The organism is Pedobacter psychroterrae, assembly GCF_004331695.1.
GTDB classification, from domain to species: Bacteria; Bacteroidota; Bacteroidia; order Sphingobacteriales; family Sphingobacteriaceae; genus Pedobacter; species Pedobacter psychroterrae.
Genome location: NZ_SJSL01000005.1, coordinates 36,603 through 59,962, shown reverse-complemented (window position 1 = coordinate 59,962; position 23,360 = coordinate 36,603). Strand labels below are relative to the sequence as shown.

The window sequence follows — 23,360 nt, the reverse complement described above, 5'->3', positions numbered from 1 at the left end:
ATGCAATTGATCAAAAGGAACCTGAATAGTACACACCTGATACTGGGTATTTTATTCGTATCGATGTCGGTTTATACCTGCAAGGTAAAACAGAATGCAGTAAAAAGAGACGCTGAAGGTAAAATAGTTGTCAACACAAACCCTTCTTCGGCATACCTGAGTCCGGAAGAAAGCCTTAAAGCTTTCCATATTCAAAAAGGATACAAACTAGAGCTGGTAGCAACTGAACCTATGATCCATGAGCCTGTTGCGATAGCGTGGGACGGAGACGGCAGAATGTTCGTCGCCGAGATGAATACTTACATGCAGGATGCAGAAGGAACCGGCGAAATGAGTCCGGTATGTAAAATCAAAAGGCTGGAGGATACAAATGGCGATGGAAAAATGGATAAGGCAGTAGTTTTTATAGACAATCTGCTGCTGCCGAGACTGATCCTCGCGCTGGACGACAGACTGCTGGTAGGTGAGACAAATTCCAACCATATATACAGTTATAGAGACACAAATGATGACGGTGTGGCAGATGAAAAGAAAATGGTTTTTCGCAACGATGAAGTAAATACCAACAACCTGGAACACCAGAAAAGTGGCCTGATCTGGAACCTGGACAATAAAATGTACCTTACCTATCAGGATGTGCGGTATAAGTATGACAATGGAATGCTAAAAACCGAGCAATTAATTAATGGATCGGGCGGACAATGGGGCCTGGCCAACGACGATTATGGACGCTTGTTTTATTCCTCGGCAGGTGGTGAAACACCCGCTCTTGATTTTCAGCAAAACCCATATTTTGGAAGGTTGGATGTGCAAAATCAATTGGATAAAGGCTTTCAGGATGTATGGCCGGTTATCGCTACTCCCGATGTTCAGGGAGGATTGTCAAGGTTAAGAGCTGATAGCACATTAAACCATTTTACTGCCTGTGCAGGGCAGTCTGTGTTTAGGGGAAATTCATTGCCCGCAGATGCGAATGGAGATCTTTTTATACCTGAACCTGTCGGAAGGCTGATCAGGAGGGCTAAAGTAGTAAATACCGATGGCATGATCACTTTAAAAAATGCCTATGATAAGGAAGAATTTATCGCTACTACAGATATGAATTTCAGACCGGTCAACAGTGTGACAGGACCTGATGGCTGCCTGTATATTGTAGATATGTACCGTGGCATTATTCAGGAGGGCAACTGGACTAAAAAAGGAACTTACCTGCGCAAACAGATCGATGAAAAAAAGTTTGATAAGAATATTGGAAGAGGGCGGATTTACCGCGTAGTGTATGATGGTATAAAGCCTGATAAAACGCCACCCAGAATGCTGAGTATACCAACTTCACAATTGGTACAGTACCTGTCGCATCCAAATGGCTGGTGGAGAGATAATGCCCAAAAGATCATGGTAGTGAGGGGAGATAAAGCAGTGGTGCCGGCCCTAAGGGAGGTGGCACTTAATTCACCTGTGCAACTGGCCCGTATTCATGCATTGTGGACGATGAATGGGTTGAATTCGCTGGACAGGCCTACCTTGCTGGCGGCTTTAAAAGACAAAGATGCAGAAGTAAGAAAAACAGCACTGTGGATCTGTGAAGAGCCAATAAGGGCAGGAGATGAAACGCTTGTCAATGGAGTAGCATTTCTTAAAAATGACCCCAGTGCAGATGTACGCTTTCAGCTTGCTTTGTCCTTAAGATTTAATAATTCAGAAAAGGCCCAGTCTATCATCGCTGATCTTCAGCAGGGCTATCCGGACAATAAGATCTTGAATGAATCTCAGCGCAGATACCAGAATTATATAAAATCAAAAACTGAAGCAGATCAAAAATCAAAATTAATGGCAGCAGCAGATCAAAAACTAATTAAAGATGGTGCTTTGATCTTTAAACAGTTATGTGCTACCTGTCACGGTGCAGATGGTAAAGGAATAAATAATGGAGGAAAGGATATGCCTGCACCACCCCTGGCCGGAGCCAAAGATGTGAATGGAGATCCGGAGAAATTGATAAAGATATTGCTGCACGGATTAAGCGGTCCGGTAGATGGAAAGGTCTATGCAGATATTATGCCGCCGCTGGGAGGCAATACGGATGAGTACATTGCATCAGTGATCAGTTATATAAGAAACGATATGGGAAATAAAGCTGCTGTGGTAAAACCGGAACTTGTTAAAAAAGTGAGACAGGAATCGTTAAGCAGAACTACGCCATGGACAATGAAAGAACTGGATGCAGCTAAAAAATAAGTGTTAATTTGATATTTATAGCATAACAATTATGAACAAGGTCTTAATATTTTTGATACTGATATTTATTGGCCAAGGTGCTGACGCGCAGGAACGCAGTTTGAAATTGTGGTATGATAAACCTGCGGAAAAGACATGGGAAGCAGCGCTGCCCATTGGTAATGGGCGGATAGCAGCAATGGTGTACGGAAATCCTGCTGCTGAACTAATCAAATTAAACGAAAGTACTGTTTGGTCGGGCGGACCAAACCGCAACGACAACCCTAAAGCACTCGCTGCTTTACCAGGAGTCAGGCAGCTCATTTTTGAAGGCAAATATGATGAAGCCGATAAGCTTGCAGCTGCAAATATTCCTTCTCCTATTAATGGGATGAACTATCAGTTGGTGGGAAATCTTAATATCAACTTCCCCGGGCATGAGGCCTACACGGATTATTATCGGGAGCTGGATATTGAAACAGCGGTGACGAAGACTCACTATACCGTTGGAGAAGTGAAATTTACGAGGGAAGTTTTTGCATCCCTGCCAGACCAGGTGATCGCAGTACGACTGACGGCAAGCAAACCCGGCCAACTGACTTTTTCGGCTGATATGCAAAGTCTGCAGAAATCGGCCGTAACTACCAGGAATAATGATGAATTGATCTTGTCAGGCATATCGGGAGACAAAGACGGGGTAAAAGGCGCAGTAAAGTTTAGCTCAATAGTTAAAGCGAAAGCCGAAGGCGGAAATATGTTGGCCGGCGATGGCAAAATAAGCGTTACCAATGCCAATTCAGTTACTTTTTACATTTCCATAGGGACCAATTTCAACAATTATAAAGACATTACCGGCGATCCGGATAAACGGGCGGCAGATTATCTAAATAAGGCCGTTCAGAAAAGCTATGCTGTGCTTTTGAAAAATCATATAGCAGCTTATCAAAAATTCTTCAACCGTGTGAAGCTTGATCTAGGCACAACAGCAGCTTCGAAAGAACCTACTGATGTACGCATTAAGAACTTTGCACAGGGAAATGATCCGCAACTGGCAGAGCTGTATTTCCAGTTTGGCAGGTACCTGCTGATCGCCTCTTCACAGCCTGGGGGGCAACCTGCTAACCTGCAAGGTATCTGGAATGATAAAATGAACCCACCCTGGGGCAGCAAGTACACCATCAATATTAACACAGAAATGAATTACTGGCCTGCCGAGCTCACCAATCTGACCGAAATGCATGAGCCATTGATAAAGATGGTGCAGGAACTTTCCCAGAGTGGACAGGAGACAGCTAAAGTAATGTACGGGGCAAAGGGTTGGGTCGCACATCATAATACAGATCTGTGGCGCATCTCAGGTCATGTGGATGGTATCTATTCGGGCATGTGGCCGATGGGTGGTGCCTGGCTGAGCAGACATCTTTTTGATAAATACTTATATGGCGGTGATAAAAAATACCTGGCTTCGGTTTATCCTGCCATTAAAGGGTCTGCTGAATTTTATAGCGATTTTCTGGTGGAAGAGCCTTTCAACAAATGGCTGGTAGTAGTCCCTTCTAATTCACCTGAAAATGCACCAGCGGCGGCGAGGGGTAAGTCCATCGCGGCCGGTACTACTATGGACAATCAGATTCTGTTTGAACTGTTCTCCAATGTGATCAGGGCTTCAGAAATATTGGGGATTGATAAGGAATTTGCGGAAAGGCTAAAAGGTTTGAGAAAAAGACTTCCGCCTATGCAGATAGGTCAGCATTCGCAGTTGCAGGAGTGGCTGCAGGATCTGGATAATCCCAATGACAAGCACAGGCATGTCTCGCATCTGTTCGGCGTTTATCCTGCAGGCCAGATCTCTCCTTACCGCACGCCGGAACTATTTGATGCGGCACGTACTTCGCTATTGTATCGCGGAGATGTGTCTACCGGCTGGTCGATGGGCTGGAAAGTAAATTTGTGGGCAAGGTTTTTGGACGGAAATCATGCGTATAAACTGCTGACGGATCAGCTAAGTCCCGCAAGTAACCGATCTGAATCGGGTGGTACTTATCCTAATTTATTTGATGCACACCCACCATTTCAGATAGATGGCAACTTTGGCTGTACCGCAGGTATCGCAGAAATGCTGGTACAAAGCTACGACGGCGATATACATTTATTGCCGGCATTGCCTGATGTATGGGCAAAGGGAAGTGTAAGTGGATTAAGGGTGCTTGGAGGCTTTGAAATTATTAAGCTGGAATGGGAAAACGGACAGGTAAAAAGGCTGGAAATAAAGTCTCATCTGGGAGGAAATTGCAGGCTGCGCTTGGCTGCTCCTTTAGCAGGAAAAGTAGCCCTGAAACCGGCAGATAAAGAAAATGCTAATCCGTTTTATCAAATTAATAAAGTGGCAAAACCACTCATTTCAGATAAGGCCAAACTGAAGGGTACAGGGGTAAAAGAAACATTACTTTATGATTTTGCAACAAAGCCGGGACAAGTTTATATATTTAACAATGCGAACTAATTCGCATTGTTAAATTGTAACCAAATAAATCAAATATAAACCATGACCGAATTAAAATCTAAAGCAGCTTTTACGGATAAAAAGTTCCTTGTAACTATTGTTTTTGTAACCTCACTCTTTATGTTTTGGGGCATTGCCATCAGCATGGCCGATGTGTTAAATAAACATTTTCAGGAAACGATGAGTTTGTCCAAATTCCAGTCTATGTTTGTGCAGTTTGCCATTTTTGGCGCCTATGGGGTGATGGGTATCCCTGCAGGTTTGTTTATGAAAAGATTCGGCTATAAGAATGGAGTGCTGTTGGGCTTGTCGCTATTTTCTGCAGGCGCCTTTTTGTTTATACCGGCTGCAAATATCTCATCATTCACTTTTTTTGCGATTGCTCTTTTTGTTGTTGGATGCGGCTTATCTACACTGGAGACTGTGGCGCATCCTTTCGTTGCATCACTGGGTGATCAGCGTACAAGCGACCAGCGTATCAATTTCGCGCAGACCTTTAATGCTGTTGGTACTATGCTGGGCCCGATCATTGGTGGATATTTTTTATTCAGCGGTGCAGTTGAAGGCAGTACGGACCTCACATCTGTAAAAATGCTTTACGCGGTAATTGGATTTGTGATTCTGCTGGTAACTATTTCATTTTCATTCGTCAAGGTTCCTGCTACTACTGATCCGCATGTTGTTACAGTTGCTGATGCAGGTGCCGTCAATGTAGATGTTGCTCCGGATAAAGGCCTTTTCGCTCATAAGCATTTTACCTGGGCCATAGCTGCCCAGTTTTTTAATGTTGGAGCGCAAGTTGGTACCTGGGCATTATTTATCAACTATGGACATGAAATTATGGGATATACCGATGAACAAGCCGGTTATTACATGGGATTCTTTTTTATGGGCGCCATGTTAGCAGGTAGAATTATCGGAACTTTCTTAATGCGCTTCGTCGCTCCTAATAAGTTGCTCGCAAGCTTTGCGGTCGGTAATGTTCTGATGTGTATCATTGTAGCGCAGGGCATGGGGATGGTCTCATTCATCGCATTGCTTATGGTCAATTTCTTTTTTAGCATCATGTTTCCAACCATTTTTAGTTTGGGACTTAAGAATCTCGGCTCTAAAACCCAATTTGCCTCTTCATTCATTTCGATGGGTGTCGTGGGTGGAGCACTTTTTCCTCTAATAATGGGCTTTGTAGCAGATCATCATGGCGTCGCCAATGCTTATTATACCCCAATTATTTGTTACGTGATAATCTTTATGTTTGGCTATAAATTCTATAAAGTAAAGCATCATTAATATATAAATGACGCTTTGGCTGCTTCATTAAAATTAACAACCGGAAAAATTATATTATCAGGAGTATTTATACTCCTGATAATACTTATTGGCCGGCCTATCGTTTTTTTAACCTATACCTATTTTGCGGACCGCGAACACAAAAAGGAAAATTTATCTGGTTATTCACAAGACGCAAGCAATTTAAATAAGACAAAGGTAGATACCCTCATCCAACTCAGTAGTGCCGGTGACAGTGCCGTAATGCAGATTGTCGGTCTTGTTAAGCAATCTGCGGCTACCCACAAAAATATTTCCATAGCAGGAGCGCAGCACAGTATGGGAGGCCATACGATTTCGGCAAACGGAATAGTGCTGGACATGAAGCATTTCAACTACATGCGTCTGGATACATTAAATGATGTACTTCTCGTAGGTGCCGGTGCCTTATGGAATCAGGTGATTCCTTATCTGGATAATTACGGTAAATCAGTCAAGATCATGCAGTCTAACAATTCATTTTCAGTTGGCGGATCTATTAGTGTGAACTGTCATGGCTGGCAGCCCAACTCGCCGCCGATAGCTTCTTCTGTAAGGTCTTTCAGATTGGTAAAGGCGGATGGTGAAATTGTAACCTGCAGCAGGACAGAAAATCAGGAACTCTTTTCTTTGGTACTTGGGGGATATGGTCTTTTTGGTGTGATCCTCGATGTGCGGCTGGAGGTAACTGATAATAAGATTTACAGCGCGAAACAATATGTTATCAAAAGCAGGGACTATATTAAGGAATATGACCGGCTGGCCGCCACCAACCCCAATATAGGTTTAGTATACGGAAGGATCAATGTAAACAGCGAGCATTTTATGGAGGAAGCTATTCTGGCCACTTATCTCACTACCGCAGATCCTGTTGTAAGGTTAAAGCAGGAAAATACTTTTGCAACTTTCCGGAGAATATTATTCAGAGCCTCGGCCAATAGCGATTATGGAAAAAATCTGCGTTGGAGGATTGAGAAACAAGCTGTTAAGTTGATGAATGATAAGAAATTTTCAAGAAACAGACTGTTTAGCGAAGGAGTGGAAACCTTTCAGACTACCGATACCGGATATACCGATATTCTTCATGAGTATTTTATCCCTAAAGTCAGGGTATCTGAATTTATAGAAGCTTTACGCAAAGAGCTGCCGGGACATAAAATAGATCTCTTAAACATTACCCTGAGAAATGTGATGAAAGATGAAGATACGTATATGAACTACGCCAATGAAGAGGTATTTGGTTTTGTAATGCTGTTCAATCAAAAGAAAGACAAAGCAGCAGAACAGGAAATGCAGTACTTAACACAACGCCTGATTGACATAGCCTTAACTTTAAAAGGAACTTATTATCTTCCTTACCGTCTGCATGCCAGCCAGGAGCAGCTGTATCGAGCCTACCCAAAGGCCAGGAAATTTTTCAGTTTAAAAAGAAAATATGATCCGGATATGCGTTTTAGCAACCAGTTCTTTAAAACTTATGGTCAGTGATAAACGAACTCCCCGTTTTCTGATTTAATAGTTACCTGTTTCTGATCCGAAGCTTCCACCTTGCCGATAATCTGTGCGTCGATGTTGAAGCTTTTTGATATGGCAATGATTTCTTCAGCAATTTCTTCAGGAACATACAGCTCCATACGGTGACCCATGTTGAATACCTTGTACATTTCCTTCCAGTCAGTGCCCGACTGCTCCTGGATGAGCCTGAAAAGCGGGGGAATAGGGAACAGGTTGTCTTTTATGATATGTACATCATCATTTACGAAATGGAGCACTTTGGTCTGTGCGCCACCACTACAATGAACGATGCCAGCTATTTGAGTTCTGTAAGATTCAAGAATCTGTTTGATAACGGGTGCATAGGTACGCGTAGGGGAAAGTACCAGTTTACCAGCTGTTACACTAACCCCCTCGGTAATTTCAACCAGATCAGTTAGTTTTTTTCCTCCTGAAAATACCAGGTCATACGGAACAGAAGGGTCATAGCTTTCCGGAAAAGCAGAAGCCACAGACTTATCAAATACATCATGTCTGGCAGAAGTAAGACCATTAGAGCCCATGCCGCCGTTGTACTCGGTTTCGTATGAAGCTTGTCCGTAAGATGATAACCCGACAATAACATTGCCTGCCTGAATTTTATGGTTACTGATTACCTTAGCACGTTCCATACGGCAGGTAACTGTTGAGTCTACGATAATGGTACGCACTAAGTCGCCCACATCAGCTGTCTCACCACCGGTAGAGTAAATAGAAATGCCTTGTGAACGCAGTTCGGCCAAAATCTCTTCCGTGCCATTGATAATTGCTGCGATCACTTCACCGGGGATCAGATTTTTATTACGTCCTATGGTAGAAGATAAGAGGATATTATCAGTAGCACCTACACAGATCAGGTCGTCTATGTTCATGATGATTGCATCCTGCGCAATGCCTTTCCATACAGAAATGTCGCCGGTTTCTTTCCAGTATATATAAGCCAAAGAAGATTTTGTACCTGCGCCATCGGCATGCATGATGTTGCAAAATGAATCGTCGTTACCTAAAATATCAGGGATGATCTTGCAAAAGGCTTGAGGAAATATGCCCTTATCTATATTCTTGATGGCCTGGTGCACATCTTCTTTAGAGGCAGAAACGCCACGCTGGTTGTACCTGTTATCACTCATGTTGCTGCAAAGATATAAAAAATAACCCCTGCCAGTTAAGGCAGAGGTTACAAAACTAAAAATAGCTGGTTATTAGGTGTTGGTTTTATTTAACAAATAATAATTCTCTGAATTTAGGCAGAGGCCATACACTGTCGTCAACAATCTGCTCTAATTTGTCAGTATGGTAACGGATGGTATCGAAGTAAGATTTTACGTTCTCATCATAACCGATCGCTTTCTCACGGCTATCTTCAATAGCATTTGTTTTCTTACGTTCTTCAAGCATTGCATCAATACTTGTTTTAACGATACCTAAATGCTCAGACAATTTCTTGATAATCGCAATTGGAGCTTCCAAAGCAGCTCCGTCGATACCAAGGTCTTTCAATCCTTTGGCATTTTCAATCAGCGTATTTTGGTAAGCGATGGCAGCAGGAATGATCATGCTGTTGGTAACTTCGCCCATTACCCTTGCTTCAATCTGTAATTTTTTGTAATAGTTCTCCAGCAAAATTTCATGACGTGCATGAAGTTCGCGTTTGTTGAAGATGTTCGTTTTGCCAAACAATTCTGTAGACTTCTCGCTTACATAAGCATCCAACGCTACCGGAGTAGTTTTGATGTTTTTCAAGCCGCGTCTTTCTGCTTCATCAGCCCATTCCTGGCTATAGCCATTTCCTTCAAAACGGATGTCTTTAGACTCTTTGATGTATTTTTTGATCACTGTCAATAAAGCGATGTCTTTTTTCTCGCCTTTTTTGATCAGTTTATCTACTTCAATTTTAAATTTAGTCAACTGATCAGCTACGATTGCGTTTAATACAGTCATAGGAGCAGAAGAATTAGCAGTAGAACCTACGGCTCTCAACTCAAATTTATTACCCGTAAAGGCAAAAGGAGAAGTACGGTTACGATCTGTGTTGTCCAACAATATTTGCGGGATTTTAGGGATACCCAACCACAAAGCATTGTCTTCTTTGATTTTTTTGCTGATACGTGAATGCTCTATTTCGTCAAGAACCTCGTTCAATTGCTGACCAAGGAAGATAGAAATGATCGCAGGAGGGGCCTCGTTGGCACCCAGACGGTGATCATTGCTTACTGAAGCGATAGAAGCTCTCAATAAATCTGCATGTTCGTGAACAGCTTTAACCGTGTTTACGAAGAATGCTAAGAACATCAGGTTGTTTTTAGGCGTTTTTCCCGGAGCCAATAGATTTTTACCAGTGTCAGTGATCAGCGACCAGTTGTTGTGTTTACCTGATCCGTTGATACCTGCATATGGTTTTTCATGTAAAAGCACTTTAAAGTTATGTCTCAAAGCAACTTTCTCCATCAAGTCCATCAACAATTGGTTGTGGTCAATCGCAAGGTTGATTTCTTCATAGATAGGAGCACACTCAAATTGCATTGGAGCCACCTCATTGTGACGTGTTTTCAAAGGAATACCTAATTTAAGGGCTTCATTTTCAAAGTCAACCATATAAGTGAATACACGCTCAGGAATAGATCCAAAATAATGATCTTCTAATTGTTGTCCTTTAGCAGACATATGTCCGAATAATGCACGTCCGGTCATTACAAGATCCGGGCGGGCATTGTATAATGCAAGGTCTACCAGGAAATATTCCTGCTCGATACCTAAAGATGCATTTACTTTGGTGATACTTTTATCAAAATACTGGCAAACATCAACAGCAGCTTTATCCATAGCAGCAAGTGCTTTTAATAAAGGAGCTTTATAATCTAATGCTTCGCCGGTGTAAGAAACAAATACGGTAGGAATACAAAGTGTTTTACCAGCTTTGCTTTCCATAATGAATGCAGGAGAAGAAGGGTCCCATGCTGTGTAACCGCGGGCTTCAAAAGTATTGCGGATACCACCATTAGGGAAACTTGAAGCATCAGGTTCTTGCTGAACAAGCGCACTGCCTGCAAATTTTTCAATTGCACCATCACTGCTAGGTTCAAAAAATGAATCATGTTTTTCAGCAGTAGTACCAGTTAAAGGCTGAAACCAGTGAGTATAGTGCGTAGCACCTTTTCCCATAGCCCAACTTTTCATCGCTGTAGCAATCTGATTGGCATCATCATGGTTGATTAGTTCACCCTGGTCAATGGCTGAAACAAGTTTCTCATAAACCTCTTTTGACAAGAAATCTTTCATTTTTCTTTTGTCAAAAACATTAACGCCAAAAAACTCAGAAATCTTAGTCGAAGGAGACTTTACCTCTGGTGAAATTCTTGTTTGCGCCTCTTTTAATGCAATTGTTCTTAAGCTTTTCATTTATTTGTTTAAAATTTTATCAAAAATAGGATTTTTTTTGAATTATTCCATCTAATTGAACGTAAAAATACAAATATTGATAAGTATTCAAAGAAATGTCAATCAAATTATATAAAACGTCCTTCAAAAATGATTAAACGACTGGTTGGCCTCCATTTTCTGAATTTGATAAAAACCCTTTAAAAGTAATCCTGGAGGAAATATTCGGCCGTATTGCAGTAAACAGAAGAGAATATATTGACGTCTTTTATGTTGGTCTGCAGCCTTCTTTTCATATGCACAATAGGATGACTTATTTTAATATTGAGCAGGCTGCTGATTTTTTTGTCGCCATGTATTGCCCAGATTTTTTGTTCCCCTTCTTTAACCTCAATATCGTAAAACGTTTTAAGTACTTTAAAGAGTGAAGCATTGTCCAGTTTTTTTGAAGTGAACCTTGGAAGGTTGATATTACCTATATAGGTTTCTTCATAGAGTACCGGAATGTCATTTATATGGCGCAGGCGGGTAAAAAATATACAGCCATGGCTTAGCTCTTCTTCGTTTAGTTCATAAGAGAAATCAGCAGGCCATTTTTGCTTTACCGGTTTTTGAAGAATCAGTGTGGTTAATGTTTGGTTGCCCACACCTTCCGTTACTCCGCTTATTGAAAGGATACCAAGTCCATTTTTGGGTTCAGAAACGATACTGCCCTTGCCGTGGTGCCTGGTAATATACCCGATTGTCATTAATCCTGAAAGCGCCTGTCTTATGGTAACCCTGGTCGTTTTATAAGTTTTGCAAAGTTCATTCTCTGATGGAAGCAGTGCACCTTTCTGATATTTCCCTGAATCTATTAATAATTTAAGGTCATCAAATACCTTTTTGTATAGTGGAAATTCTTTTTTGAGCATTTTCTTTGGTTACTGATTAACAACTTAGACAAAATAGTATTGCGACTCTCAATATACAATATAAATGAAAATAAATAGTAATTTTTATCTTGTATATACAAGCTGTTTTTTTTATGTTTGATTTGCAGCGGGCAGCTGCAACCAGATATATTAGTAACCACGTATGAAATCATATAAGCTTAATAGATTGTTTAACGGTAAATCCGGAAATTGCTTTGATGTAGCCATTGACCATGGCTTTTTTAATGAGGTGTCTTTCCTGAATGGAATAGAAAACATTAAGTCGGCAGTAGACGTCCTGGTGGCGGCCGGTCCTGATGCCATTCAGTTGACGGTGGGGCAAGCTCAATATCTTCAGGCTATACCAGGCAAATACAAACCTGCACTGGTACTTAGAACAGACGTTGCCAATGTTTACGGAAAGGAATTGCCCCGAAGGCTTTTTAGCCGCATGATAGAAAATCCGGTAGAACAAGCGATAAGATTAGATGCAGTCTGTGTAGTGGTCAACTTGTTTAGTATCCCTGATGAACCTGAAGTGACAGATCAGTGTATTCAGAATATTTTAAAAATCAAACCTCTGTGCGATCAGTATTCCATGCCGTTAATGGTAGAGCCATTGGTATTCAGGCCCAATAAGGAAGTGGGGGGCTATATGGTAGACGGTGATTCACAAAAGATTGTTTCACTGGTAAGGCAGGGGGTAGAACTGGGAGCTGATATAATCAAGGCTGATCCTACAGATGATGTTAATGACTACCACAAAATAATCGAAATTGCGGGAAACATCCCGGTGCTTGTCAGAGGGGGAGGAAAAGCAAGTGATGCAGAAATCCTGGAAAGAACTTACGGATTAATGCAGCAAGGGGCTAAGGGGATCGTGTACGGCAGAAATGTAATACAGCATGCAGATCCTGCAGGGATGACAAAAGCTTTAATGGCGATTGTGCATGAAGGGGCACGTCCTTCAGACGTTTTGGATTTAATAAAATAGAATCAGAACTTATGAAAACGGTAAACATAGGAATCATTGGAGGCGGCTTAATGGGCAGGGAGGCTGCCAGCGCTTTTGGGCGATGGTTTGTACTGAATGATTTTCCTGTAAATGTAGCTTTAAAAGCAGTTTGCGATCTCAATGAAGCGGTGTTGTCATGGTATCAAGCCATTCCGACAGTAGCGCTGCTTACTACAAATTATAAGGAATTACTTGCGCGCGAAGACATAGATATTGTATATGTGGCCTTACCCCATAATCTGCACAAAGAATATTATCTGGAAGTGCTGGCTGCCGGTAAGGACCTGCTGGCAGAAAAACCTTTTGGGATTGACCTTGATGCCGCAATAACAATACAAGAGGAAGCAAAACGTCTGGGCCGCTTTGTACGCTGCAGTTCAGAGATGCCTTTTCTGCCAGGCCCGCAACGGGTAATGCAGGAAGTGCTTTCGGGTAAACTAGGCCAGATTATAGAAATTAAAGCTGGTTTCCTTCATTCGAGCGACCTTGATCCTGCTAAACCGATCAATTGGAAAAGGCAAAATAAGTTTTGCGGGGAAATAGGCGTAATGGGCGACCTGGGCATGCATGTATTGCATGTACCTTTGCGATTGGGCTGGATGCCGGAAATGGTACATGCGCAATTGCAAAAGATCATCACCGAACGTCCGGATGGTAAAGGTGGAAAAGCGGTATGTGATACATGGAATAATGCTTCGCTACATACCCAGGTTGAGATAGGCGGCAACAGGGTGCCAATGACTTTAGAAATGAAACGCATGGCAGCTGGAGAAACCAATACCTGGTACATTGAAGTATTGGGTACCAGGGGTGGTGTAAGATATAGTACTAAAGACACCAAGACCTTGTGGATATTTACCTGTCAGGATGAACAATTTTGGCAGCGGACAGACCTGGGCTTTAAAGGGATGGTCTTTCCAACAATCACCGGAGGAATCTTTGAACCCGGATTTCCTGATTGTTTTATGCAAATGCTGGCAGCCTATGTGGTGGAAAGAGAAGGTGCCCTGAATGGCAGGTTTGGTTGCGTAACGCCGGAGGAAGCTGTAGCAAGCCATCGCATTTTTAATGCGGCACTTAAATCATTTACAAATAATACTGTTGAAGAAATTAATTACCACGCACAGACATGAAAAGATCAGAAATAAATCAGGCAATCATAACCGCCGCCAATTTTTTTAGACAAAATGGCTGGTTTTTGCCACCAAACCCGAAATGGGACATCACTGATTTTGGCTTAGGATCATTTTTAACTACTGGTCTTGTGTTGGTAAATCTGGCAGAAGAAGCTGAATATTGTGAGAAATTAATGTACGCGGTGAAAAATCAGGTCACACCCGCACATATGCATAAAAAGAAGAAGGAAGACATCATTTCCAGGGCCGGAAATCTTATCGTGCAGTTTTGGACAGGTGATCCTGCAAAAGCACAAACTTCAAACAGCCTGACTATAAAAGTAAATGGTGAAGCAAGATTGATAAAGTCCGGAGAAAAAATTAGCTTAAAACCAGGAGAACGGGTAACCATCGAGCCGGGTGTCTGGCATGAGTTCTATCCAGGTTCCGATGAATGTGTCATTGGTGAAGTATCTACTGCAAATGACGACCTCAATGACAATTTCTTTTCTAATGAAGCTATTGGACGCTTCTCAGAGATAGAAGAGGACGAAGCCCTGATCATAAAATTGGTAAGCGAAAGATAGCTATGAGAAATGGAATATTGGTTGGCGGCAATTGGATAATAGACCAGGTCAAAGTAGTTGATGCTTTCCCGGAAGAAGAAAAACTGGTTAATATTCTTAGCGAATACAGTAGCAATGGCGGCTCTGCATACAATATTTTAAAGGGACTGGTTAAGTTAAATGCTGGTTTTCCGCTAAATGGCGTTGGCCTGGTAGGAGATGATGACCGCGGCACGCAGATCATCCAGGACTGTCAGAATTTGGGTATAGGCACTGCGCAGATTCAAAAAATGCCCGGAGCTTATACTTCTTATACAGATGTGATGACGGTAAAATCAACCGGTAAAAGAACCTTTTTTCATCAAAGAGGGGCAAATGCACTACTGGATATTCCTCATTTTGATTTCTCCGGTTCCGGTGCGAAGATCTTTCACCTGGGTTACCTGTTGCTGCTGGATACTTTGGATGCTAAACAGGAAGATGGGACAACAAGGGCCATGAGTGTTTTAAAAAAAGCAAGTGAACATGGTTTTATCACCTCGGCCGATATTGTAAGTGAGAAGTCAGACAGGTTTAAAGAGGTTGTAACTCCCGCGCTTCCTTATATAGACTACCTGTTCTTAAACGAATTTGAGGCGGGAATGATCACCGGGATCCAAACCGTTTCTGATCAGGGGCAGCCAATGCTGGACAAATGCTACGAAGCTGCCTCCACAATTATTGAAATGGGTGTAAGAAGCTGGGTGATCCTTCATTTCCCTATGGGTGTGATTGCGGTAAACAAACAGGATCAGCAATTATTTCAACCGAGTATAAATTTACCGGCAGATAAGATACAGGGAGCTGTTGGGGCAGGAGATGCTTTTGCCGCAGGCGTTTTGATAGGGGTTCATGACGATCAGGAGATGCAAACTTGCCTCAAACTGGGAGTCTGTGCAGCTGCCTCAAGCTTATTTGCTGCCACATCATCTGATGGGATAGTTCCGGCAGAAGAATGCCTTGCGCTGTCAAAATCATACGGCTTCAGGAACTAATATTATAGAATTGTTATGGAATAAAGGTACCGGTTACATCTTAAGAGTAACTAATCTATATAACCATGCTTAACAATTCATCAAATTTGTACAAGATCGAGTGGCTCAATCTGGTATTCAAAAACAGGAACCAATCTTATGGTGCTTACGAACTGCGCCTGCATTCCAACCAAAACACCCTGCGTGCGCTGTTCATTGCGGTGCCGCTGTTTATCATGCTGTTTGCCGCTCCAATGATCTATAAGCATTTTAATGCGGCTCAGGTTGATGTGGTTAAGCCAGATACCATGATAGACCTGATTGAGCTTCCGGTGCCTGTGGTAGAAAAGATCAAACCACAGGAAAAGCAGGAAATGCCAAAAGCCGAACCTGTTAAAGAGAAAGTTAAGATGATTGCGCTTCCTAATAAGCCAGTCGTAGTAGAAGATGCAGCGCTGATAGATCCCCCAACCATCAAAGATATTGACATGGCAGTGATAGGTCCGGTAACGCAGTCGGGATTAGAAAACAGCCTGATTGCTGTGCCTTCACAGGGAGAAGGAAACGGGGCTGTTGGTGGAAACGGAACCGGAGAAGGTACTGCAACAGACAATGAAATTTATAATGCAACTACCATAGAAGTATATCCTGAATTTGTGGGTGGTATGAAAGAATGGACCCGATTCATTCAAAAACACTTACGGTACCCTCCAATGGCGATGGATCAGGGTAAGCAGGGCAAGGTGTTTGTCAGTTTTGTAGTAGAGAAAGATGGTTCTGTTACCAATGTAACAGTGATAAAAGGCATCGGCTATGGTTGTGATGAAGAAGCGCTGAGAGTAATAAGCAAATCACCAAAATGGAAACCAGGCAGGCAGAATGGTCAGAATGTAAGGGTAAAATATACGATGCCGCTCGGGTTTGCCATAAATCCGGTATAGCACAGTTCTATGATCCTTCTATAACGGCTCGGAAAGGGAACCCTTAAAAAGCCATCTTACCATCAATCCCAATGCTTCATTTTAATTATTAAAGAAAACTTAATATATTAGAAATCGATTGCATATTTGCATAAATGAAATTCCCATTAGCTTAATGAAAAAAGGATCAGACAATACGATGAAAGATATAGCCCTTGAATTAGGTTTATCTTCTTCAACCGTATCAAGGGCACTACAGGACCACCCGCATATTAGTCAGGAGACCAAAATAAAGGTTAACGAAGCAGCAAACAGACTTGGTTATAGTTATAATGCGGTTGCGGCCAGCTTAAGGAACAGTAAATCCAATACGATTGGCCTGATCATTCCCCGGATCTCAAGATATTATCAGTCTACCGTAATCACAGCAATACAAAATAAACTGCATGAGCATAAGTATAATCTGATGATCTGTCAGTCGAACGAGTCGCATGAACTGGAAAAGGAGCTGGTCAATGCCTTGTATGCCTCCAGGGTAGAGGGTCTGATCGTATCCTCTACTTTAAATACAACTGATTTTGCTCATTTTGATGTTTTCTCCAGAAGCAACAGGCCCCTGGTGTTCTTTGACAGGGTCCCTAAAAATTATCCTGCGCATAAAATACAGGGTGATGACTACCATGGAGCAAATATGGCTACCAATCATTTGCTGACACAGGGCTGCAGGAATGTTGCATTTATAGGAGGCCCCTTGTTTTGTAACCTGTACAGGGAAAGGTATGAGGGGTATGCTGATGCATTAAAAGGTTATGAGCTTTCTCCGGGTCCTAACAGGACATTTTTTCATGACCTAACGAAGGAAAGCGCATTGCAAAGCTGTGAAGCCTTGTTTTCAGGCAAGCGGGATACCTGGCCTGATGCTGTTTTCTGCTGCAATGATACCGTAGCTTTGGCGGTTACCACCTATGCTAAAAACCGCGGTGTGGAGATACCTGCGCAACTTAAGATTACCGGTTATTCAAATGACCCGCTCACAGAAATAATAAAACCTACCATCACATCGGTTGAGCAGTATCCATCTGAAGTCGGCACCCAGGCAGCAGGAATGATTATGAACCTGATTCAGCAGAAGTTAAAGCCCGGCAAGAACTATATATCAGTCACTATAGCGGTTGATCTGGTAAAAAGAGATTCCACAGATAAATAAATTTATTTTTTTTGCAATATGCAATCGATTGCATATATTTACTTTTAAACCAAAGCAAATAGAAATTAAGCCTGTTTTAAGTAGATATATTAAATGGAAGAAAACAATCAATTCTCATTAAAGAACAAAGTAATTATTATTACTGGTGCAACTGGTGTACTAGGAACTGCATTTTCGCTTGATGTGGCCAAGGCTGGTGCCAAAGTAGTGGTTCTGGGAAGGAATAAGGAAAGGGCCGACAGTTGTGTAGCGTCTATTAAGGAAGCAGGAGGAGAAGCAATAGCGGTACTTGCAGATGTTCTGGACGAAGAACAGGTTACTAAAGCAAAAGAAAAAGTACTGGAAGTTTGGGGAACAATTGACGGCCTGGTAAATGCCGCAGGTGGTAACATCGCCGGATCCGTAATCGGTCCGGACGATAATCTTTTTGATGCAACTGTCTCCGATATAAAGAAAGCGGTAGACCTGAATCTATTTGGTACGGTGATCCCAACCCATATTTTCGGACGGGTAATGGCAGAAAAAGGGAAAGGTTCCATTGTCAATATTTCTTCATTGGCAGCTCAGCGCCCTATCACGCGGGTACTTGGTTATACACTTGCCAAATCAGGCATTGAAGCTTATACGCAATGGATGGCTGTAGAGCTAGGATTACGTTATGGGGGAGGTCTGCGTGTTAACGCAATTGCGCCAGGAGTATTTTTAACTGAACAGAACAGGGATTTGTTGACCAATGCCGACGGGTCGTATACTGATAGAGCGCAGAAATTCATTAACAATACCCCTTTTGGCAGGTTTGGTGATCCAAAGGAATTAACCGGAACTTTAATTTATCTGCTGAGCGAGGCCTCTTCTTTTGTAAGCGGGGAAACGGTATTGGTAGACGGTGGATTCAATGCCTATTGCGGAGTATAAACTCCTTTTTTTAAAACCAAATATATAAACCAATAAATAATAGAGTATGTCGCTACTTCAATCCTGGAGATGGTATGGGCCAAATGATCCGGTAACACTTATAGATATTAAACAGGCAGGCGCTACAGATATTGTAAGTGCGCTCCATCAGGTTCCGCATGGTGAGGTATGGACTGTTGAGGAGATTGAACAGCGTAAACATATTATAGAGGCGGCAGGATTAAAATGGACGGTTGTAGAAAGTGTTCCGGTACATGAATCTATTAAAACGGGAGCAGCAGACTGCCAAAAGTATCTCGATAATTACAATCAGACCTTGCGCAACCTTGCTTCATCCGGACTTAAAATTGTTTGTTACAATTTTATGCCGGTGCTGGACTGGACCCGTACCACATTGGATTATGAATTGACAGACGGGTCCAGATCTCTGTTGATGGACTGGGTTGATCTTGCTGTATTTGATATTTATTTGTTAAAAAGGGAAGGTGCGGACAGGGATTATGCGGCAAATATTGCAGAGCAGGCCGAACTGCGGTTTAAAGGATCGACACCAGAAGGCTTGCAGCTGCTTAAAGACAATATTTTGATGGGAGTTCCTACAGAAGGAAGCACCACCATCGCGCAATTACATCAGAGCCTTGCGATATATAATGAATTGGGACCTGAGGGGTTGCGCAAAAACCTGCTTCGTTTTTTAGACGCAATAGAAGAAACCTGCAATGAGTCAGGTATCAAGATGACCCTGCATCCGGATGATCCGCCTTATTCAATTTTAGGATTGCCAAGGATCGCAACCAGTAAGGAAGATTTGCTGTATATCATTGAAAACAACAGGAGTGTACATAATGGAATTTGTTTTTGTACAGGATCATTAGGAGCCGGGGTGCATAACGAAGATATAGCAGCTATACTTAAGGCAGTGGGGCACCGGGTTTACTTTGCGCATTTGCGGAATGTAACCAGGGTGGAAAACAATAATTTTTATGAATCAGGTCATCTTAAGGGCGATGTGGACATGTATGCGGTGATGAAAGAACTGGTTGCCATCAATCAGCAAAGAACAGATCCTATTCCTTATCGTCCAGATCACGGCCTCCAGATGTTGGACGATCTGCATAAAATAACCAATCCGGGTTATTCAGCAATAGGAAGGTTGAAGGGGCTGGCAGAGTTACGGGGATTGGAATATGGCCTTGAAAGTAGTGCATAATTTATGCGTTCGATTGCAGATTGTCTGTTCTGAGGTTCTGGTACGCATAAATGGCTTGTCGATGCCTGATTGAGAGTTAATTACGTGATATTTTTTTATATTTTATTTTGATACTTATGCTTTTTTAAATTATATTTACATTATGTGTGCAATCGATTGCATATAACAAAACCAAATAATAAACTAAATGAATAAACTATGCAGCAACTCTACACAGCAGACAGCATTTCTAAATTAAGTTCTGGTTGACCATTTAAGGCCTCAAAATCGTAAAACAAAATCCGATTCGATCGTATCTAAGGGATGAGATAAGATTTGATGAAAAACCTAACCAAATAGTAAAACTATGCTTAAAAAATTACGAACCAATGGAAGTTTTCGACAACTTCTGCTAACATGTTGCATTTGCATAACCGGATTGGGTGTTTATGCAAAAAAATCACCCCCTAGAACCATAAGTATCAGATTTGAAAGTAACTTTCAAAACAAAGAAGTAAGGGGTTTGGTTTCTGATACCACGGGTGCCTTGCCTGGCGTGACAGTGCTTGTTAAAGACAAGCCAAACATTGGGACTACCACCGATGTAAACGGAAGGTATTTTCTTGAAGTGCCTGATGACAATTCAATCCTGGTCTTTAAAATGGTCGGATTTGAAACCCAAGAAATCGCCGTGAAAGGCAGGGCAGTAATCAACGTAGTCATTAAATCTGCAGATAATATGCTTGACGAAGCCGTGGTTGTGGCTTTTGGAAAGCAAAAAAAGGAATCGGTTATTGGTTCCATCACTACAATCAATCCAAAGGAGCTGAAAGTGCCTTCCAGTAACCTTACAACCGCCCTTGCAGGAAGAATAGCAGGTATGATTGCCTATCAGCGGAGTGGTGAACCGGGTGAAGACAATGCCAATTTCTTCATACGGGGGATCACTACCTTCGGTACCAATAGAAATCCGCTGATCCTGATCGATGGGGTAGAGCTGTCCAGTACAGATCTTGCCCGCCTTAATCCGGATGATATCAATAGCTTTTCTATTATGAAAGATGCTACGGCGACCGCCTTGTATGGTGCAAGGGGTGCCAATGGGGTCGTGCTGGTAACCACAAAGGAGGGTAAAGAGGGTAAGGCCAAGATCTCTCTGCGGCTGGAAAATTCCATGTCCACAGCTACAAAAAATGTAGAACTCGCAGATCCGGTTACTTACATGCGCTTGCACAACGAGGCTATACTTACACGCGATCCATTGCGCGAACTTCCTTACAGTGATGATAAGATTGACAATACGGTATTGGGTTCGGGTTCCTATATCTATCCCTCTACAGACTGGCGCAAAGAGCTTTTTAAAGATTACACCATGAACCAGCGTGCCAATTTGAGTGTAAGCGGTGGTGGATCTGTCGCTAAGTATTATGTGGCCGGAGCCTTCAATCAGGATAATGGGGTCTTAAAAGTGGACGAACGGAGCAACTTTAACAGCAATATCAAGCTAAAAAATTATTCGTTAAGGTCCAATGTAAATGTCAACCTGACCAAATCAACAGAAATGATCATCAGGCTAAGTGGTAATTTTGATGACTATACGGGTCCGGTCGATGGCGGTACTGCCATGTACAGAAGGGTAATGCGTACCAATCCGGTGTTGTTTCCTGCTACCTATCCTGTAGATGATGACCATCAATTTGTCAAACACATCATGTTCGGTAATTCAGTTGACGGTAATTACCTGAATCCCTATGCGGATATGGTAAGCGGATATAAAGACTATTCCAGGTCAAGTATGGTTGCCCAGTTTGAGTTGAAGCAGGACTTATCGATGCTTACACAAGGACTTTCCTTCAGGACCATGCTGAATACTACCAGAGGTGCATTCTTTGATGTTACCAGGGCTTATTCTCCGTTCTTTTACCAGTTAGGGCAATACAACAGACGTGAAAACACTTATCGGGTGAATGTTGTCAACCCCGACTCCGGAACAGATTTCTTAACCTATTCTCCTGGTGAAAAAACCATCAATTCTACATTCTACATTGAATCGGCGGTCAACTATACCCGTGATTTCAACAAGCATACTTTAAGTGGCTTACTAGTTTCCATCATGCGGCAGAGCCTCACAGCCAATGCCCCAACATTGCAGCAGTCCCTGCCTTTCAGAAACGTGGGTTTATCTGGTCGGGCTACTTATTCATACGACTCCAGGTACTTTGCTGAATTCAACTTTGGCTATAACGGTACTGAGCGTTTTTATGAAGACCACCGGTTTGGGTTCTTCCCTGCCGCTGGACTGGCCTGGAGCGTATCTAATGAAGCCTTCTGGAAACCGTTAAAAAATACCATCAACAATCTAAGGTTAAGGGGTACCTACGGATTGGTAGGAAATGACAATATTGGGAGCGGACGTTTCTTATACCTGTCGGAGGTAAATATGAACAATGTGGATTACCGTTCTGTTTTCGGTCGCGATGCAGGATATTCCAGGAACGGTATTACCGTAAGCCGGTATTCGGATCAAAACATCACCTGGGAAACTGCCAAGAAAATGAATGTTGCACTCGAAATGGGTCTGTTCAATAAACTCGAAGTTATAGCAGAGTATTATACGGAAAGGAGAGAAAATATTTTACAACAGCGCGTTTCCACTCCCGCTTCGATGGGGCTATGGGTGCAGCCATACGCCAATATAGGTAAGGCACAGGGTAAAGGAGTAGACGTTCAGATGTCCTACAACCATTCGTTCAACAATGCCTTCTGGATGCAAGGGCGTGCAAACTTCACCTATGCCACCAGTAAGTATACCGTGTTTGAAGAGTATGACTACATGAATGAGCCCTGGAAATCCCGCATCGGTCTTCCGATCAGCCAGGTTTTTGGTTATATAGGAGAAAGCTTATTTGTGGATGATGCAGAGGTAGCTAATTCGCCGCTGCAAAGTTTCGGTGGAGAAGTAAGGGGTGGTGATATTAAATACAGAGATGTAAACGGTGATGGCAAGATAACTGTGCTTGATCAGGTTCCGATAGGCTTTCCAACCGAACCGGAAATTGTTTACGGATTCGGACTTTCTGCTGGATTTAAAGGATTTGATATGTCGGCATTCTTTCAGGGCCTTACCCGCGAATCATTCTGGATAGATCCGCAGGCTACCGCGCCTTTCGTTTCCTACACCTATCAGAATGAAGTGATTAGCGGCATTACCCAAAACCAGCTGCTGAAAGCTTATGCCGATGATCACTGGTCGGAAGAAAACCGCAATGTATATGCTTTGTGGCCTCGTCTTAGTGCGCCTGGAGTGAGCCAGAACAATTCTCAGACCAGTACCTGGTTTATGCGAAACGGGGCTTTTCTTAGGTTGAAACAGGTGGAGTTTGGTTATACACTTCCTAAAAGAATCGCCGACCGCCTTCGCATGTCTGCACCGAGGATTTATGTGAACGGCACTAACCTGCTCACATTTAGTAAATTCGGATTATGGGACGTAGAGATGGCCGGAAACGGACTTGGATACCCGGTTCAAAAAGTATTTAATTTAGGTCTTAACGTAGCATTTTAAAC

Annotated in this window: 16 protein-coding genes; 13 read left to right on the top strand and 3 right to left on the bottom strand. The window is 42.4% G+C overall.

Annotation, left to right across the window (positions count from 1 at the left end; translation table 11 throughout):
• Genes EZ437_RS16355 through EZ437_RS16340 form a run of 4 tightly spaced genes read left to right on the top strand, consistent with a single transcriptional unit; the run spans position 1 to position 7,516 of the window.
• Positions 1–2,238: a DUF7133 domain-containing protein gene (locus EZ437_RS16355; protein WP_131597149.1), complete on the top strand. Its 2,238-nt coding sequence runs from the start codon at positions 1–3 to the stop codon at positions 2,236–2,238.
• Between the two features lie 31 nt (positions 2,239–2,269).
• Positions 2,270–4,720: a glycoside hydrolase family 95 protein gene (locus EZ437_RS16350; protein WP_131597148.1), complete on the top strand. Its 2,451-nt coding sequence runs from the start codon at positions 2,270–2,272 to the stop codon at positions 4,718–4,720.
• 42 nt (positions 4,721–4,762) lie between these two features.
• A complete protein-coding gene (locus tag EZ437_RS16345) occupies positions 4,763–6,010 on the top strand; it encodes a sugar MFS transporter (RefSeq protein WP_131597147.1) in 1,248 nt (415 codons plus the stop codon).
• A gap of 15 nt (positions 6,011–6,025) precedes the next feature.
• Positions 6,026–7,516 (top strand): FAD-binding oxidoreductase, encoded by a 1,491-nt coding sequence (locus tag EZ437_RS16340; RefSeq protein ID WP_131597146.1) that lies wholly within the window; start codon positions 6,026–6,028, stop codon positions 7,514–7,516.
• Here EZ437_RS16340 and EZ437_RS16335 read toward each other — a convergent pair.
• The 3 genes from EZ437_RS16335 to EZ437_RS16325 form a co-directional block, all read right to left on the bottom strand.
• Positions 7,510–8,691, bottom strand: a complete 1,182-nt coding sequence (locus EZ437_RS16335; protein WP_131597145.1) for an AIR synthase related protein — start codon at positions 8,689–8,691, stop codon at positions 7,510–7,512. The genes EZ437_RS16340 and EZ437_RS16335 overlap by 7 nt on opposite strands.
• An 85-nt stretch (positions 8,692–8,776) precedes the next feature.
• The gene (locus EZ437_RS16330; protein ID WP_131597144.1) at positions 8,777–10,960 is read right to left on the bottom strand and encodes a glutamine synthetase III family protein; all 2,184 of its coding nucleotides are present in this window, start codon (positions 10,958–10,960) and stop codon (positions 8,777–8,779) included.
• A 179-nt stretch (positions 10,961–11,139) separates the two neighbouring features.
• Positions 11,140–11,853, bottom strand: coding sequence for a GntR family transcriptional regulator (locus EZ437_RS16325; RefSeq protein WP_131597143.1), 714 nt, complete (start codon positions 11,851–11,853; stop codon positions 11,140–11,142).
• Positions 11,854–12,016: 163 nt separating this feature from the next.
• On the opposite strand from EZ437_RS16325, the gene EZ437_RS16320 reads away from it, so the two are divergent.
• The 9 genes from EZ437_RS16320 (at position 12,017) to EZ437_RS16280 (ending at position 23,358) form a co-directional block, all read left to right on the top strand.
• Complete coding sequence (locus tag EZ437_RS16320; RefSeq protein WP_131597142.1) at positions 12,017–12,847, top strand: class I fructose-bisphosphate aldolase; 831 nt, start codon at positions 12,017–12,019, stop codon at positions 12,845–12,847.
• 11 nt (positions 12,848–12,858) lie between these two features.
• A complete protein-coding gene (locus EZ437_RS16315) occupies positions 12,859–14,001 on the top strand; it encodes a Gfo/Idh/MocA family protein (RefSeq protein ID WP_131597141.1) in 1,143 nt (380 codons plus the stop codon).
• Entirely contained in the window at positions 13,998–14,570 is a 573-nt protein-coding gene (locus EZ437_RS16310; protein ID WP_131597140.1) for a D-lyxose/D-mannose family sugar isomerase, read from the top strand. Before EZ437_RS16315 ends, EZ437_RS16310 begins: the two co-directional genes overlap by 4 nt.
• Before the next feature lie 2 nt (positions 14,571–14,572).
• The gene (locus EZ437_RS16305) at positions 14,573–15,583 is read left to right on the top strand and encodes a carbohydrate kinase family protein (protein WP_205942736.1); all 1,011 of its coding nucleotides are present in this window, start codon (positions 14,573–14,575) and stop codon (positions 15,581–15,583) included.
• 65 nt (positions 15,584–15,648) lie between these two features.
• On the top strand, positions 15,649–16,503 hold the full coding sequence (locus tag EZ437_RS16300; RefSeq protein ID WP_131597138.1) for an energy transducer TonB: 855 nt from the start codon (positions 15,649–15,651) through the stop codon (positions 16,501–16,503).
• Positions 16,504–16,657: 154 nt separating this feature from the next.
• Positions 16,658–17,689 carry a LacI family DNA-binding transcriptional regulator gene (locus tag EZ437_RS16295; RefSeq protein WP_131597137.1) on the top strand — a complete coding sequence of 344 codons (1,032 nt, stop codon included), beginning with the start codon at positions 16,658–16,660 and terminating at the stop codon, positions 17,687–17,689.
• A 93-nt stretch (positions 17,690–17,782) separates the two neighbouring features.
• Positions 17,783–18,604: an SDR family oxidoreductase gene (locus EZ437_RS16290; protein ID WP_131597136.1), complete on the top strand. Its 822-nt coding sequence runs from the start codon at positions 17,783–17,785 to the stop codon at positions 18,602–18,604.
• A gap of 46 nt (positions 18,605–18,650) precedes the next feature.
• Complete coding sequence (gene uxuA / locus EZ437_RS16285; protein ID WP_131597135.1) at positions 18,651–19,814, top strand: mannonate dehydratase; 1,164 nt, start codon at positions 18,651–18,653, stop codon at positions 19,812–19,814.
• Positions 19,815–20,160: 346 nt separating this feature from the next.
• A complete protein-coding gene (locus EZ437_RS16280; RefSeq protein ID WP_131597134.1) occupies positions 20,161–23,358 on the top strand; it encodes a SusC/RagA family TonB-linked outer membrane protein in 3,198 nt (1,065 codons plus the stop codon).
• The last annotated feature ends 2 nt before the right edge of the window (positions 23,359–23,360 follow it).